The organism is Burkholderia sp. MBR-1, from assembly GCF_013822785.1.
GTDB classification, from domain to species: Bacteria; Pseudomonadota; Gammaproteobacteria; order Burkholderiales; family Burkholderiaceae; genus Burkholderia; species Burkholderia vietnamiensis.
This window is the reverse complement of record NZ_CP053609.1, coordinates 2,656,698-2,670,795: the sequence shown is the minus strand read 5'-3', so window position 1 is coordinate 2,670,795 and position 14,098 is coordinate 2,656,698. Positions and strand designations below refer to the sequence as shown.

General features: G+C 68.9%; 15 protein-coding genes and 2 tRNA genes. 5 read left to right on the top strand and 12 right to left on the bottom strand.

The window, feature by feature from the left end; translation table 11 throughout:
- Positions 1 to 72 precede the first annotated feature (72 nt).
- From MBR110_RS12245 to fdxA, 7 genes are all read right to left on the bottom strand, one after another.
- Entirely contained in the window at positions 73 to 411 is a 339-nt protein-coding gene (locus tag MBR110_RS12245; RefSeq protein ID WP_011883902.1) for an AzlD domain-containing protein, read from the bottom strand.
- Positions 408 to 1,181 (bottom strand): AzlC family ABC transporter permease, encoded by a 774-nt coding sequence (locus MBR110_RS12240; RefSeq protein WP_045579332.1) that lies wholly within the window; start codon positions 1,179 to 1,181, stop codon positions 408 to 410. Before MBR110_RS12240 ends, MBR110_RS12245 begins: the two co-directional genes overlap by 4 nt.
- Before the next feature lie 308 nt (positions 1,182 to 1,489).
- Complete coding sequence (locus MBR110_RS12235; protein WP_059568587.1) at positions 1,490 to 2,392, bottom strand: AraC family transcriptional regulator; 903 nt, start codon at positions 2,390 to 2,392, stop codon at positions 1,490 to 1,492.
- Positions 2,393 to 2,452: 60 nt separating this feature from the next.
- Positions 2,453 to 2,938, bottom strand: coding sequence for a CreA family protein (locus MBR110_RS12230; protein ID WP_011883909.1), 486 nt, complete (start codon positions 2,936 to 2,938; stop codon positions 2,453 to 2,455).
- 107 nt (positions 2,939 to 3,045) lie between these two features.
- Positions 3,046 to 3,121: transfer RNA gene (locus MBR110_RS12225), tRNA-Asn, on the bottom strand.
- 74 nt (positions 3,122 to 3,195) lie between these two features.
- Positions 3,196 to 3,271, bottom strand: a tRNA-Asn gene (locus MBR110_RS12220).
- Between the two features lie 103 nt (positions 3,272 to 3,374).
- On the bottom strand, positions 3,375 to 3,698 hold the full coding sequence (gene fdxA / locus MBR110_RS12215; RefSeq protein ID WP_009688972.1) for a ferredoxin FdxA: 324 nt from the start codon (positions 3,696 to 3,698) through the stop codon (positions 3,375 to 3,377).
- Positions 3,699 to 3,978: 280 nt separating this feature from the next.
- Here fdxA and pncB point away from each other — a divergent pair, with 280 nt between their 5' ends.
- The 5 genes from pncB (at position 3,979) to rmuC (ending at position 9,943) form a co-directional block, all read left to right on the top strand.
- Positions 3,979 to 5,178 (top strand): nicotinate phosphoribosyltransferase, encoded by a 1,200-nt coding sequence (gene pncB, locus MBR110_RS12210; RefSeq protein ID WP_034194229.1) that lies wholly within the window; start codon positions 3,979 to 3,981, stop codon positions 5,176 to 5,178.
- Positions 5,179 to 5,264: 86 nt separating this feature from the next.
- A complete protein-coding gene (locus tag MBR110_RS12205) occupies positions 5,265 to 5,927 on the top strand; it encodes a LutC/YkgG family protein (protein ID WP_014722705.1) in 663 nt (220 codons plus the stop codon).
- 43 nt (positions 5,928 to 5,970) lie between these two features.
- Positions 5,971 to 7,401 (top strand): sodium:proton antiporter, encoded by a 1,431-nt coding sequence (locus tag MBR110_RS12200; protein WP_045579330.1) that lies wholly within the window; start codon positions 5,971 to 5,973, stop codon positions 7,399 to 7,401.
- An 80-nt stretch (positions 7,402 to 7,481) separates the two neighbouring features.
- On the top strand, positions 7,482 to 8,471 hold the full coding sequence (locus tag MBR110_RS12195) for a 2-hydroxyacid dehydrogenase (RefSeq protein WP_181709082.1): 990 nt from the start codon (positions 7,482 to 7,484) through the stop codon (positions 8,469 to 8,471).
- Complete coding sequence (gene rmuC / locus MBR110_RS12190; RefSeq protein WP_011883921.1) at positions 8,468 to 9,943, top strand: DNA recombination protein RmuC; 1,476 nt, start codon at positions 8,468 to 8,470, stop codon at positions 9,941 to 9,943. Before MBR110_RS12195 ends, rmuC begins: the two co-directional genes overlap by 4 nt.
- Before the next feature lie 129 nt (positions 9,944 to 10,072).
- Here the strand turns inward: rmuC and MBR110_RS12185 are convergent, their stop codons facing one another.
- The 5 genes from MBR110_RS12185 to moaA form a co-directional block, all read right to left on the bottom strand.
- Positions 10,073 to 10,558, bottom strand: coding sequence for a GNAT family N-acetyltransferase (locus tag MBR110_RS12185; protein WP_045579329.1), 486 nt, complete (start codon positions 10,556 to 10,558; stop codon positions 10,073 to 10,075).
- Entirely contained in the window at positions 10,555 to 10,830 is a 276-nt protein-coding gene (locus MBR110_RS12180) for a hypothetical protein (protein WP_006476519.1), read from the bottom strand. The genes MBR110_RS12185 and MBR110_RS12180 overlap by 4 nt, the downstream gene beginning before the upstream one ends.
- A 37-nt stretch (positions 10,831 to 10,867) precedes the next feature.
- Positions 10,868 to 12,172, bottom strand: coding sequence for a molybdopterin molybdotransferase MoeA (gene moeA / locus MBR110_RS12175; protein ID WP_059735242.1), 1,305 nt, complete (start codon positions 12,170 to 12,172; stop codon positions 10,868 to 10,870).
- A gap of 105 nt (positions 12,173 to 12,277) precedes the next feature.
- Positions 12,278 to 12,895: a molybdenum cofactor guanylyltransferase MobA gene (gene mobA / locus MBR110_RS12170; RefSeq protein WP_059735240.1), complete on the bottom strand. Its 618-nt coding sequence runs from the start codon at positions 12,893 to 12,895 to the stop codon at positions 12,278 to 12,280.
- A gap of 28 nt (positions 12,896 to 12,923) precedes the next feature.
- Complete coding sequence (moaA, locus tag MBR110_RS12165; protein WP_060081605.1) at positions 12,924 to 14,036, bottom strand: GTP 3',8-cyclase MoaA; 1,113 nt, start codon at positions 14,034 to 14,036, stop codon at positions 12,924 to 12,926.
- Positions 14,037 to 14,098: the final 62 nt, after the last annotated feature.

Sequence of the window (14,098 nt, the reverse complement as noted above, 5' to 3'; positions counted from 1 at the left end):
AGGCCGATGGCGGGTCTTCATCCGCTATATCGGCCCGTACGACGAAAACTTGAGCACCGCCGGCGACGCTCGTCAGGCCGGCAGCCAGTGGGGGATCACGACCCCTTGCCAGAAGAAGAACACCGCGAGCCCGACCGCGATCGTCACGAGCGGCCGGCGGGTCGTCGCGGACACGAGCACGGCCGCGAGCGCGCCGACGAGCTGCGGGTTGCGCCAGGTGAGCTCGGCCGTGCCGCCGTGCGGGGCGACGGTCATCGGCACGATGATCGCGGTCAGCACGGTGACGGGGACGAAGCCGAGCGCGGTCCGCACCAGCGGCGGGAAGGTCAGCCGCTCGCCGAACAGGAACAGCGTCGTGCGGATCGCATAGGTGATGGCGGCCATGCCGAGGATCAGCAGCGCGTAGCTCACGATGCGGCCTCCGTGCGCGAATCGGGCCGCGCGCGCTCGCGCGCGAGCGTGAGCGCGACGCCGACCGCGACGCCGGCGGCAACCGCGCCCAGCAGCCCGAGCTTGTACGGCCAGCCCTGCCAGAAGTACGCGAGCGTGCCGGCCGTCGCGGCGGCCGCGAAGTAGCGCAGCGTGCGCAGCTGCGGGACGACGATCGAGATGAAGGTGGCCGCCATCGCGAAGTCGAGGCCGAGCGACTGCAGGCCGGGGAACGCCGCGCCGAAGCCGATGCCCGCGAGCGTCCAGACCTGCCAGTTCAGGTACATCGCGAGGCCCGAGCCGAAGAAGTAGTGGGGGCCGATCGTGCCGGGCTTGAAGTGCCGGTAGTGGGCGTACGCGACCGCGAACACTTCGTCGGTCATCAGCGCGCCGAGCGTCGCGCGCCAGCGCAGCGGCAGGTGGGCGACATAGGGCGCGAGCGTCGCGCTGTACAGCAGGTGGCGCAGGTTCACGATCAGCGTGGTCGCGAGCACGACGACGAAGCTCGCGCTGCCGGCGATCAGGCCGAGCGCGATGAATTGCGCGGAGCCCGCGAACACCGTGAGCGACATCAGCGCGCCGTGCCACGCGGCGAGCGGGCCGCCGGCGACCAGCGTGCCGAAGATCACGCCGAACGGGGCGGCGCCGATCATCATCGGGATCGTGTCGCGCGCGCCGTCGAGCGATTCGGTCAACGCACGGCGCGGCGGTGCGGAGGAAGTGGGTGTCGGGTTCAAAGTGCGCGTCTCCATGACGACGGAGGATAGCGGGGCGAGGCGCGTCGCGGCTTGTACGTTCTTGCGGCGGCGCGGGGCGCTGGCGCGGGCGCCGGTGGGCGGCGCAAGACGCGTGCCGAGTAGGATGGGGGTTTGGTTGTGCTTGGTTCGGTTGCGGTGGAGGCGCAGTCGGCGGTAGTGGTGGACGCCGAAGCGAACCTGAACTGGAACTGGAACTGGAACTGGAACTGGAACTGGAACTGGAACTGGAACTGGAAGCGGAACCCGAAGCGAAACCGGAATCCGAGGCGAAACCGGCGCCGTAGGCGAACGAGGCGTATGCCTCAGCGCGCCTGCCAGCGCCCCGGCGGGACGCCGAACATCCGCTTGAAGTGCCGTGTGAAGTGGCTTTGATCGACGAAGCCGGTGGCCGCGGCGACGTCGGCGACCGATGCGCCCGCGCGCAACGGCGCAAGCGCGCGCTGCAGCCGCAACTGGTTGCGCCATGCGTGCGGCGGCATCCCGATCGTGCGCGTGAACAAGCGCGCCGCGTGAAACGGCGACAGGCCGACGGCCTGCGCGACGTCGTCGAGCGTGACGCTGCACGTGAGATCGGCGGCGAGCCGTTCGCGCATGGCGTCGACGCGCGGCTCGTCGGCCGCGAGCGCGTGCGGTTGCAGCCGCGCGTCGGCATGACGCGCGATCAGCGTCGACAGCGCATCGAGCAGCGCCGTTTCGGCGGCGAGCGGATCGTAGACCGGGAGCGCGCCGGCGTGCGCGGAATGCAGGGCATCCGCCGAATCCACGCGTTCACCCGCCACGCACTCGCTCCCGGCCTCCATCATTCGGTGCGCGCGCGCGAGTCGTGCCGCGAGATCGGTGTCGCGGATCACGCCGTTCGGGAACCACGGCGCGTCCTGCGGCCGGCCGACGATCGTGCTGGCCAGCGTGCGCAGGTAAGCAACCGGCACGTAGCTGACGCGATAGCACCACCCTTCGTCGGTCGCGCGCGAGCCCGTGTGGACTTCGCCGGGATTGATCACCGGCACCGTGCCGGTTTCGGCGACATGGCCGCTGCCGCGGCACATGTAGCGCTCGGCGCCTTCCAGGATCACGGGAATCGTGTACGCGTCGTGCCAGTGCGGCGCGAACGTGTGGTTGCGATAGGTGGCCGTGAGCAGGTCCGCGTCCGGCAGCAGCGGCGTGCGCCAGTAGCGGGCGGAATCGGGAAGGCGGGCAGCGGGCATGGTGGGGCGCGAAGCGGTCGATCCGACAGTGTATCGTTCGTGCGCGCGGCCCGCGTGCGCCTACTTGACCGGAATCGTCGTGCCGGCCGGCATCGGCACCGCGGTGACGGCGTTCTTCGGGCTGCCGCTGACGACGCGATCGCTGTAGGTCAGGTAGACGAGCGTGTTGCGCTTCGTATCGACGACGCGCACGACGTGCAGCGTCTTGAAGATGAACGACATGCGCTCGCTGAACACGTCGGTCTGCTGCTTGAGCGGTTCCTTGAAGCTGAGCGGCCCGACTTGCCGGCACGCGATCGACGCTTCGGTCGGATCTTCGGCGACGCCCAGCGTGCCCTTGATCCCGCCGGTGCGCGCGCGCGACACGTAGCAGGTGACGCCGGTCACGAGCGGATCGTCGTACGCTTCGACGACCACGCGATCGGAGCCCGTCACGCGAAAGTGGGTGTTGACGCTGCCGACTTCCTCCGCGTGCGCGAGCGGCGCGGCGGCAACGGCGGATAGCAGCAGGGCGGAACGAGCGGCGTAAAGGAGGCGATGCTTCATCGACGTGGCCGGATGCAAATGGGAGACAGAGACTCTAGCATGCGCCGCCGCGGCGAACGGGCGCCGGAAAGACAAAAGGCCCGTCGAATGACGGGCCTTTCATTGTCTGGCTCCCCGACCTGGGCTCGAACCAGGGACCTACGGATTAACAGTCCGGCGCTCTACCGACTGAGCTATCGGGGAATAAATCGGTACATCTGCATGTGTGTTCGGTGACCAACAAAAAACCCGTCCACTTTCAACGGGCCTTTGCTTTTTGGCTCCCCGACCTGGGCTCGAACCAGGGACCTACGGATTAACAGTCCGGCGCTCTACCGACTGAGCTATCGGGGAACAAACATCAACAGCAGAGAAACGAGATTTTATGGAGTGGCTTCTGACCTGTCAATACCTTTGGGCGGCGACATGCAAAATTTTTTGCGGCGCCGCTGCTGGATCAGCGCTCGAGCAGGTGCAGCTTGTCCTGCACGTCCTTCCACTCGTCCGCGTCGGCCGGTGCCGGCTTGGTCTTGGTGATCGACGGCCAGTTCTTCGCCAGTTCGGCGTTCAGCGCGGTGAACTGCTGCTGGTCGCCCGGAACGTCTTCTTCGGCATAGATCGCGTTGGTCGGGCATTCGGCGACGCACACTGCGCAGTCGATGCACTCGTCCGGATCGATGGCGAGAAAGTTGGGACCTTCACGGAAGCAATCCACCGGGCATACATCCACGCAATCCGTGTATTTGCACTTGATGCAGCCTTCGGTCACAACGTGAGTCATTAAAACGCTCCTGCTTGGCGGTATATATGGGGTGGCGTTTGCGCCAAAAGCGGCATTGTAACTGAAGCGCAAAACCCGCATCGCGTGCTCGACTTTCCGGCTTATATCGTTTCGTGATTAGTTTATGGGGCGATGGCGGACCTGCGCGGCGACGGCGCCGCCGCACGCGCGCGCCGGACGGCTTCACGATGGTCCGTCCCGCATTCGGGTAACATGGCCGGCAGACCGGGCGGCGCGCCGTGCGCCGGGGCCTTGTCACGATATTGGCGGTGCCGCAAACATGATCATTACTTCGCTGCTCGACACGGATCTCTACAAGTTCACGATGATGCAGGTCGTCCTGCATCACTTTCCTGCCGCAACGGTCGAGTACCGCTTCCGGTGTCGCACGCGCGGCGTCGATCTCGTGCCGTACATCGACGAGATCCGCGACGAGGTGCGCGGCCTCTGCGCGCTGCGCTTCACCGACGTCGAGCTCGACTACCTGCGGCGCATGCGCTTCATCAAGAGCGACTTCGTCGATTTCCTCGCGCTGTTCCACCTGAACGAAAAGTACATTTCGATCACGCCTTCGCCGAAGGGCAACGGCGAGATCGACATCGTGATCGAAGGGCCGTGGCTGCATACGATCCTGTTCGAGATCCCGGTGCTCGCGATCGTCAACGAAGTCTATTTCCGCAACACGCAGCGCGAGCCCGACTACCGCGAAGGCCGCGAGCGGCTGCGCGACAAGATCAAGCTGCTCGGCGCGAAGCCCGAGTTCGCCGACTGCAAGATCGCCGACTACGGCACGCGCCGCCGCTTCTCGAAGGTGTGGCACGAGGAAGTCGCGCTGACGCTGCGCGACGGGCTCGGCCCGCAATTCGCCGGCACGAGCAACGTGTTCTACGCGATGAAGCACGACCTCACGCCGCTCGGCACGATGGCGCACGAATACCTGCAGGCGTGTCAGGCGCTCGGGCCGCGGCTGCGCGATTCGCAGACCTACGGTTTCGAGATGTGGGCGAAGGAGTATCGCGGCGACCTCGGGATCGCGCTGTCGGACGTCTACGGGATGGACGCGTTCCTGAACGACTTCGACATGTACTTCTGCAAGCTGTTCGACGGCGCGCGCCACGATTCGGGCGATCCGTTCGACTGGGGCGAGCGCATGCTGCGCCACTACGAGGCGAACCGCTGCGACCCGCGCACCAAGGTGCTCGTGTTCTCGGACGCGCTCGACATCCCGAAGGTCATGCAGCTGTACGAACGGTTCCGCGGCCGCTGCAAGCTCGCGTTCGGCGTCGGCACCAACCTGACGAACGATCTCGGCTACGTGCCGCTGCAGATCGTGATCAAGATGGTCCGCTGCAACGGCCAGCCGGTCGCCAAGCTGTCCGATTCGCCGGGCAAGAGCATGTGCGACGACAAGGCGTATCTCGCGTACCTGCGTCAGGTATTCGGGATCGCGCAGCCGGTCGGCGACGACGCTTCGCAGTAGGCGTTCGCCGCACGGCGACGTGCGGCGCGGCGGGGGCGGCCGGTATAATCCGACGGTATCGCACGCCAACGTCACGAGGACCGTTCATGGACACTTCCGCTGCCCGTCGCCAGATCCTCGCACGCATCCGCGCGGCGCAAGGACGCGCGCCCGAACCCGATGCAGCGGAGCGCGACGGCGTCGCCGACTATCTCGCCCGTCATCCCGAAGGCCCGCGCCCGGCGCCGCCGGCCGACCTCGTCGCCGCGTTCGTCGCCGAAGCGGCGCGCCTGTCCACCACCGTCGACGAAGTCGCGACGCTCGCCGACGCACCGGCCGCCGCCGCACGCTATCTCGGCGCGCACGGGCTGCCGCTGCAGGCCGTCGCCTGGCGCACGCTCGCCGAACTCGACTGGGCCGGCGCCGGCCTGTCGGTCGAATGCCGCAAGCCGCGCGACGGCGATCTGGTCGGCCTGACCGGCTGCTTCTGCGCGACCGCCGAAACGGGCTCGCTGGTGCTGCTGTCCGGCCCCGACACCTATGCATCGGCCGGCCTGCTGCCGGAGACGCACATCGCGATCGTGCCGGCTTCGCGCATCGTCGCCGGTCACGAAGATGCGTTCGCGCTGATCCGTGCGGAGCGCGGCGAGTTGCCTCGCGCGGTCAACTTCATCTCGGGGCCGTCGCGCACCGGCGACATCGAGCAGACCATCGTGCTCGGCGCACACGGCCCGTACCGCGTGCACGCGATCATCGTGCGCGGCGCATGACGCGCCGGCCGCATCTCACCTCACTCGTAGAAGGACGTTCTGCATGAAACGACATGCCGCCTGGGCGGGCATGGCGTCGGGCGCCGCGCTTGGCGCGGTTCCGGCGCTCGCATCGGCCGCCACGCTCGACGGTGCCACGCTGTCCGCGCTGTGGGGCATCCCGTTCGCCGGGATTCTGCTGTCGATCGCGGTGTTCCCGCTGATCGCGCCCGTGTTCTGGCATCACCATTTCGGCAAGATCGCCGCCGCGTGGGCGGTTGCGTTCCTGGCGCCGTTCGCCGTTGTGTTCGGCGCCGGCACCGCGTTCGGTACGCTCGTGCACGCGCTGCTCGAGGAGTACATCCCGTTCATCGTGCTGCTGACCGCGCTGTACACGGTGGCCGGCGGCATCTGCGTGAACGGCAACCTGCACGGCACGCCGAAGCTGAACACCGCGATCCTCGCGCTCGGCACGCTGCTCGCGAGCGTGATGGGCACGACCGGCGCGGCGATGCTGCTGATCCGCCCGCTGCTGCGCGCGAACGACAACCGCAAGCACGTCGTGCACGTCGTGATCTTCTTCATCTTCCTGGTCGCGAATGCGGGCGGCTCGCTGTCGCCGCTCGGCGATCCGCCGCTGTTCCTCGGCTTTCTGAACGGCGTGAGCTTCTTCTGGACGACCACCCATCTGGCGCTGCCGATGCTGTTCATCTGCGCGCTGCTGCTGACGCTGTTCTTCGTGCTCGACACGTACTTCTACCGGAAGGGCTGCGAAGAGCGGCCGGCCGCGCTCGATCCGACGCCCGACGACGTCGCGCTGTCGATCGACGGCAAGATCAACTTCGTGCTGCTCGCGGCGGTGATCGGCCTCGTGCTGATGAGCGGCATCTGGAAGCCCGACGTCGCGTTCGACGTGTGGGGCACGCACGTCGCGCTGCAGAACCTCGTGCGCGACGTCGCGCTGATCGTCGTGGCGCTCGCGTCGCTCGCGCTGACGCCGCGCTCGGCACGCGAGGGCAATGCGTTCAACTGGGCGCCGATCGAGGAAGTCGCGAAGCTGTTCGCGGGGATCTTCGTAACGATCGCGCCGGTGATCGTGATCCTGCGCGCCGGCGCCGACGGCGCGTTCGCGCAGATCGTCCATCTCGTCACGGGCGCCGACGGCAAGCCGATCGACGTGATGTACTTCTGGGCAACGGGCTTGCTGTCGTCGTTCCTCGACAACGCGCCGACCTACCTCGTGTTCTTCAACCTCGCCGGCGGCGACGCGCAGGCGCTGATGACGACCGGCGCGACGACGCTCGCCGCGATTTCGGCGGGCGCGGTGTTCATGGGCGCGAACAGCTACATCGGCAATGCGCCGAACTTCATGGTGAAGGCGATCGCGGAGTCGCGCGGCGTGAGGATGCCGAGCTTCTTCGCGTATCTCGGCTGGGCGTTCGCGGTACTGGTGCCCGTGTTCCTGCTGACGTCGTGGATCTTCTTCACGGCGTAGGCGGGCAAATTTCAACCCAGCGTGCACGGCACGGCGGCGCGCGACGCGCCGCGTGCCGGCCGCGGCATGCGGAGATGGCGATGCAGAAGATCCTGGTCGCACGCCCGATTTTTACGGACGTGATCGAACGGCTCGAACAGTATTTTGAAGTCGACTGGAACAACGGCGACGCGCTCGCGCCCGATGCGCTCGCCGCCCGGCTCGCCGACAAGGACGGCGCGCTGACGGCCGGCGACCCGATCGGCGCGGCCGCGCTCGCGGCGGCGCCGCGGCTGCGCGTCGTGTCGAACATGGCGGTCGGCTACAACAACTTCGACATGGCCGCGTTCAACGCGGCGAACGTGCTCGGCACCAACACGCCGGACGTGTTGAACGAGTCCACCGCCGATTTCGGCTGGGCGCTGATGATGGCCGCCGCGCGCCGGATCGCCGAATCCGAACACTGGCTGCGCGCCGGGCATTGGCGCAAATGGGCGTACGACGGCTTTCTCGGCAGCGACATCTACGGGTCGACGCTCGGCGTGATCGGGATGGGGCGCATCGGCCAGGCGCTCGCGCGCCGCGCGCGCGGCTTCGGGATGCAGGTGATCTATCACAACCGTTCGCGCGTCGCGCCGGAAATCGAGGCGGAGCTCGCCGCGCAGTACGCATCGAAGGACGAGCTGCTGGCGCGCGCCGATCACGTCGTGCTGGTGCTGCCGTACACGAAGGAGAACCACCACACGATCGGCGCGGCCGAGCTGGCGAAGATGAAGCGCACCGCGACGCTCACCAACATCGCGCGCGGCGGCATCGTCGACGACGCGGCGCTGGCCGTCGCGCTGCGCGACGGCACCATCGCCGCGGCCGGCCTCGACGTGTTCGAAGGCGAGCCGAGCGTGCACCCGGCGTTGCTGGAAGTGCCGAACGTCGTGCTGACGCCGCACATCGCGAGCGCCACCGAAAAGACGCGCCGCGCGATGGCGAACCTCGCCGCCGACAACCTGATCGCCGCGCTCGGCGAAGGGCCGCGCGCCGGCCAGCCGCCGAATCCGATCAACCCTGACGTGATCGGGAAGCCGCGCGCATGACCACGACGTTGTTGTTGGCGGCGATCGTCGTGCTGGCCGTCGCGCTGTCGGTGGCGGTGTTCGCGATGCTGCGCGGCGGCGGCCGCGACGATGCGGTCGTGCTCGGCGATCAGATCGAGGACGCCGCGCATGCGCAGGCGCTCGCAATCGAGCGGCTCGAACGCGAGCTGCGCGGCGAGATCGTCGACAACGCGCGCGGCTCGCGCACCGAGCTGGCCGGCAGTTTCTCGCAGCTGCAGCAGACGCTCGCGACGCAGCTCACGAGCATCGCGACCGTGCAGAACAACCAGATCGACGGCTTCGCGCAACAGCTCGCTAAGCTCGTCGCCGGCAACGCGCAGCAGTTCGACGCGATGCGCGAAAGCGTGCAGCGCCAGGCGCAGCAGGCGCGCGAGGAGCAGACGGTCGCGCTGCGGCTGTTCGGCGACACGCTGAACCGGCAGCTCACGCAACTGACCGAGGCCAACGACCGCCGGATCGGCGAAGTGCGCGCGACGCTCGAGCAGCGGCTGAAGGAAATCGAGACGAACAACGCGGCGAAGCTCGAGGAGATGCGCCGCACCGTCGACGAGAAGTTGCATGCGACGCTCGAACAGCGGCTCGGCGAATCGTTCAAGCTCGTCTCGGACCGTCTCGAGCAGGTGCACCGCGGGCTCGGCGAAATGCAGACGCTGGCGGCCGGCGTCGGCGACCTGAAGAAGGTGCTGACCAACGTGAAGACGCGCGGCACGTGGGGCGAGGTGCAGCTCGAGGCGTTGCTCGAGCAGATGCTCACGCCCGACCAGTACGCGAAGAACGTCGCGACCGTGCCGAAGAGCAGCGAACGCGTCGAATTCGCGATCCGGCTGCCCGGCCGCGACGCCGGCACGCGCGATGCGGCGCCGGTATGGCTGCCGATCGACGCGAAATTCCCGCGCGAGGACTACGAGCGGCTGATCGACGCGCAGGAGCGCGCCGATGCGGCGGCCGTCGAAGAAGCGGGGCGTGCGCTCGAAGCGCGGGTGCGGATGGAAGCGCGCACGATTGCCGAGAAATACGTCGCACCGCCGCACACCACCGATTTCGCGCTGCTGTTCCTGCCGACCGAGGGGCTCTATGCGGAGATCCTGCGCCGGCCGGGGCTGACCGACCTGCTGCAGCGCGACTACCGCGTGACGGTGGCCGGGCCGACGACGTTGACGGCGCTGCTCAACAGCCTGCAGATGGGGTTCCGCACGCTCGCGATCGAGCAGCGTTCGAGCGAGGTGTGGCAGGTGCTCGGCGCGGTGAAGAGCGAGTTCGGCAAGTTCGGCGATGTGCTCGCGCGCACGAAGGCGCAGCTCGAAACGGTCACGCGCTCGATCGAGGCGGCCGAGCAGCGCACGCGCGTGATGGGCCGCAAGCTGAAGCAGGTCGAGGCGTTGCCCGATGAGACGGCCGCTGGCCTGCTCGGCGCGCAGGCCGCCGACGGCGCCGATGCCGACGATGCGTAGAGCGAAGCCCCACGCGCGCGGCTGAAGCGGGTTGAAGCGGGCTGAAACGAACGACGGGCGCCGTGGCGCCCGTCTTCTTTTTGCGGCAGCGATGGCGCGCGTGGCTGCGTGGCGGCTATCGCTGCGCGTTCAGCGTGCGGCGAGCGCGTGAAGCGCGTCGCCGGTCATGCGCACGATGCGCCAGTCGGGCAGCACGGTCGCGCCCATCTTCTCGTAGAAGTCGATCGCGGGGCGGTTCCAGTCGAGTACCGACCATTCGAAGCGCGCGCAGCGGCGCTCGACGGCGAGCGCGGCGAGGTGCCGCAACAGCGCGGTGCCGAGCCCCGTGCCGCGTTGCGCCGGCTGCACGTACAGATCCTCGAGATACAGGCCGCGACGGCCGACGAACGTCGAATAGTTGTGGAAGAACAGCGCATACGCGACGATCGCGCCGTCCAGTTCGGCGACCAGCGCCTCGGCGGCCGGCCGTTCGCCGAACAGCGCGTCGGCCAGATCGGCCTCGGTCGCGACGAACAGGTGCGTGAGCTTCTCGAACTCGGCGAGCTCGCGCATCAGCGCGACGATCGCGCCGACATCGCGCGCTTCTGCCGGGCGGATCGCCGCTGCGCCGCTCACGCTTCCTCCGGCGGGTCGGACAGCACGATCTCGATGCCGCCGAAACGCGACGCGACCCAGTTGTACGCGTGGCATGCGATCCACAGCAGCACGAAGCCGAGGATCGCGTTCAGCAGCAGCGCGCTGAGGATCGTGCTGAGCTCGACCATCCCGTAGCGGATGTATGCGACCAGGATGCCGAGCAGCACGATCGGCACGCTGAACGTCAGGTAGACGAGGATCAGCGCCTTCGCGGTCTGCCCCGCGGCGATCGACGAGATTTGTTTCTTCATGTGTGGATTGCCCCCGTAGAGATATACCGATTGGAATTCAGATCAGGCCGTCGAGCGGCAGGATGTCGACCGGGGCGCCCGCGTCGACCGCCGCGCAGTCGTGGCCCAGGACGATGAAACAGTTCGCGGCCGCGAGGCCGCTCAGCGATGCGGAGCTTTGCGAGCCGGCCGGTGCGACGTGCCAGCGGCCGTCGGCCGCACGCGTCGCGATGGCGCGCAGGTATTCGGTGCGGCCCGGCCGCTTGTTCAGCCGCTGCGTGCTGAATGCGGCGTACATCGCCGGCGGCGGTGTCTGCGCGCCGGCCAGCGCGAGCAGCGCCGGGCGCACGATCGCGTAGAACGTCACGGCGGACGCGACCGGGTTGCCGGGCAGCCCGAAGAACAGCGTATGGCCGGCATCGCCGGCGGCGCGTGCGAGCGTGCCGCACGCGAGCGGCCGGCCGGGCCGCAGTGCGAGGCTCGCGAACGTCACGTCGCCGAGCCGCGTCATCACGTCCCGCGTGAAGTCCGCTTCGCCGACCGATACGCCGCCCGACGTGATCACCGCGTCGGCGCCTGCGGCGACCGCATCGCGCAGCGCGCGTTCGAGCGCCGCCGGATCGTCGCGAACGATGCCGAGATCGAGCGCGTCGAGGTGCAGCCGTTCGAGCATCGCGACCAGCATGGCGCGGTTGCTGTCGTACAGCGTGCCGTCCGCGCGCGGCTGGCCCGGTTCGCGCAGCTCGTCGCCGGTCGAGAACACGGCGACCCGCACGCGGCGGCGCACCGTGACCTCGCGCAGCCCGAACGACGCGAGCAGGCCGAGATCGGACGGACGCAGGATGCGGCCGGCGGCCAGCGCGCATGCGCCGCGCGCGAGATCCTCGCCGGCCTTGCGGCAATTCGCGCCGCGCGCGACGTCGTGCGCGGCGAAGCGGACGACGTCGCCCGCCACGCGCACGCGTTCCTGCGGAATGACGGTGTCGCAGCCGGCCGGCATCGGCGCGCCGGTCATGATGCGGATGCAGGCGCCGGGTGCGACGACGCCGTCGAACGGATGGCCGGCGAGCGCCGTGCCGGCGACCGTCAGCGCGATCTCGGCCGATGCGGCCGACGCGGCGGCCATGCTCGCGTCGCCGTCGAACGCATAGCCGTCCATCGCGGAATTGTCGTAAGCGGGAATGTCGAACGGCGCGTTCACGTCGGCCGCGAGCACGCGGTCGAGCGCATCGTGCAGCGACACGATGTCGCACGCGTCGACCGGCACCGCGAAGCGGCACGCGAGCGCCTGCGCATCGGCGAGCGACAGCGGAGCAGCGGAAGCGGGTGCGGGTGGGGAGGCGGACGAAGGTTGCGTGATCATCGGTCGGACTGCGCCGCAAGGCGTATCGGGTTCGTGGCCGGTGGCGCGAAAGGAGCGCCTGAGCGCGGACGCGCATGCGGCGGGCGGAAAACGCGGCCGATGCCGTCAGCGGCGGGCCAGCGCGGCGAGTTCCTGCCAGGAGTTGGCATTGTAAAACGCACGCTCGTCGCGAAACTCGACTTCGACCGTCTTGTGGCGTGCGTACCACGCACGCACCTTGCGCTCGCCGGCTGCGAGCGCGGCGGCGAGGTCGTCGGCGAGCGACGTGCGCAGCAGCGCGAAGGTCGGCTGCGGCGAGCGTGCGTGCTGGGCGTCGACGGTCACGGCCATCGCGATGTCGGCCCGATGCGCGTCGAAGGCCGCGTGCAGTCGCGCGACGAGGTCGGTCGGCAGGTGGGGCGTATCGCACGGCGCACAGACCACGAGCGGCGCGCGGGCCGCGCGCATGCCGGCGAGCAGCCCGGCGAGCGGGCCCGCGAAGTCCAGGGTTTCGTCCGGCACGACGCGCGCTCCGAACGGCGCGCCGAGTTCGGCGTAGCGATCGGCGTTGCGATTCGCGCTGATCACCATCTCGTCGACCTGGCCGGCGAGCCGGCGCAGCACGTGCAAGGCGAGCGGCGTGCCGTCGAGCAGCTGGAGGCCCTTGTCGGCCCCGTCCATGCGCGTCGCGCGTCCGCCGGCGAGCAGCAGGCCGGTGATCGAAGGCGTGACGGAAGCGGGCATCGTGACGGGGGAGGCGGGGCGCGGCGCGTCAGCCGCCGATGTACGACATTTCGACGCGCTTGCCCGCGCTGTCGGGCGCGGCGCTGCCGGCGGCGCTGCCGCGCAGCTGCGAATAGCGGTCGGTGCGGGCCTGCCAGATGCGGGCGATCGCAGTCGCGATCTCCGCGTCGCTCGCGCCGCCGCGCACCAGGGCGCGCAGGTCGTGGCCGCTCGATGCGAACAGGCACAGGTACAGCTTGCCTTCGGTCGACAGCCGCGCGCGCGTGCAGTCGCCGCAGAAGGCCTGCGTGACGCTGGAGATCACGCCGATCTCGCCGCGGCTGTCCGCATAGCCCCAGCGCTGCGCCGTCTCGGCGGCCGTGTGTGGCTCGAGCGGCACGAGCGGGAAGTGCTCGGCGATGCGCGCGACCACCTCCGCCGACGGCAGCACTTCGGTCATGTTCCAGCCGTTCGACGTGCCGACGTCCATGTATTCGATGAAGCGCAGGATCACGCCGGTGCCGCGAAAACGCTCGGCCATCGGCACGATCTCCGTGTCGTTGGTGCCGCGCTTCACGACCATGTTGACCTTGACCGGCGCGAGGCCCACGGCCTGGGCGGCGAAGATGCCGTCGAGCACGTCGGCGCTGGCGAAGTCGGCGTCGTTCATGCGCTTGAACAGCGCGTCGTCGAGCGCGTCGAGGCTGACCGTCACGCGCGTGAGGCCGGCATCCTTCAGCGCGCGCGCCTTGCGCGCGAGCAGCGAGCCGTTGGTGGTCAGCGTGACGTCGAGCGGGCGGCCGTCGTGCGTGGTGAGGCGCGCGAGGCGTTCGATCAGGAATTCGAGGTTCTTGCGCAGCAGCGGCTCGCCGCCGGTGATCCGGATCTTCTCGACGCCGTGTGCGACGAACAGCCGCGCCACGCGCTCGATCTCTTCGTGCGTGAGCAGCGCGCTGTGCGGCAGGAACGGGTAGTCCTTGTCGAACACGTCGCGCGGCATGCAGTAGACGCACCGGAAGTTGCAGCGGTCCGTCACCGAGATGCGCAGGTCGCGCAGCGGCCTGGCGAACCTGTCGGTCAGCGCGCCGTCGGGCGTGTGCGCGACGCCGGAGATATCGGGCATCGCGCTGACGTCGGCGAGGGGAATGATGCGTCGGGACATATCTAAAGAAGTGCGAGCCGGGCTTGTATTCTAGCCGCAAGCGGTGTTTCGGGCTGGTGAGC

What these genes read in the sequence shown, in the direction of transcription:
- MBR110_RS12240 (WP_045579332.1), bottom strand. Translation starts at nt 1,181, where the DNA reads ATGGAGACGCGCACTTTGAACCCGACACCCACTTCCTCCGCACCGCCG.
- MBR110_RS12235 (WP_059568587.1), bottom strand. Translation starts at nt 2,392, where the DNA reads ATGCCCGCTGCCCGCCTTCCCGATTCCGCCCGCTACTGGCGCACGCCG.
- MBR110_RS12230 (WP_011883909.1), bottom strand. Translation starts at nt 2,938, where the DNA reads ATGAAGCATCGCCTCCTTTACGCCGCTCGTTCCGCCCTGCTGCTATCC.
- fdxA (WP_009688972.1), bottom strand. Translation starts at nt 3,698, where the DNA reads ATGACTCACGTTGTGACCGAAGGCTGCATCAAGTGCAAATACACGGAT.
- pncB (WP_034194229.1), top strand. Translation starts at nt 3,979, where the DNA reads ATGATCATTACTTCGCTGCTCGACACGGATCTCTACAAGTTCACGATG.
- MBR110_RS12205 (WP_014722705.1), top strand. Translation starts at nt 5,265, where the DNA reads ATGGACACTTCCGCTGCCCGTCGCCAGATCCTCGCACGCATCCGCGCG.
- MBR110_RS12200 (WP_045579330.1), top strand. Translation starts at nt 5,971, where the DNA reads ATGAAACGACATGCCGCCTGGGCGGGCATGGCGTCGGGCGCCGCGCTT.
- MBR110_RS12195 (WP_181709082.1), top strand. Translation starts at nt 7,482, where the DNA reads ATGCAGAAGATCCTGGTCGCACGCCCGATTTTTACGGACGTGATCGAA.
- rmuC (WP_011883921.1), top strand. Translation starts at nt 8,468, where the DNA reads ATGACCACGACGTTGTTGTTGGCGGCGATCGTCGTGCTGGCCGTCGCG.
- MBR110_RS12180 (WP_006476519.1), bottom strand. Translation starts at nt 10,830, where the DNA reads ATGAAGAAACAAATCTCGTCGATCGCCGCGGGGCAGACCGCGAAGGCG.
- moeA (WP_059735242.1), bottom strand. Translation starts at nt 12,172, where the DNA reads ATGATCACGCAACCTTCGTCCGCCTCCCCACCCGCACCCGCTTCCGCT.
- mobA (WP_059735240.1), bottom strand. Translation starts at nt 12,895, where the DNA reads ATGCCCGCTTCCGTCACGCCTTCGATCACCGGCCTGCTGCTCGCCGGC.
- moaA (WP_060081605.1), bottom strand. Translation starts at nt 14,036, where the DNA reads ATGTCCCGACGCATCATTCCCCTCGCCGACGTCAGCGCGATGCCCGAT.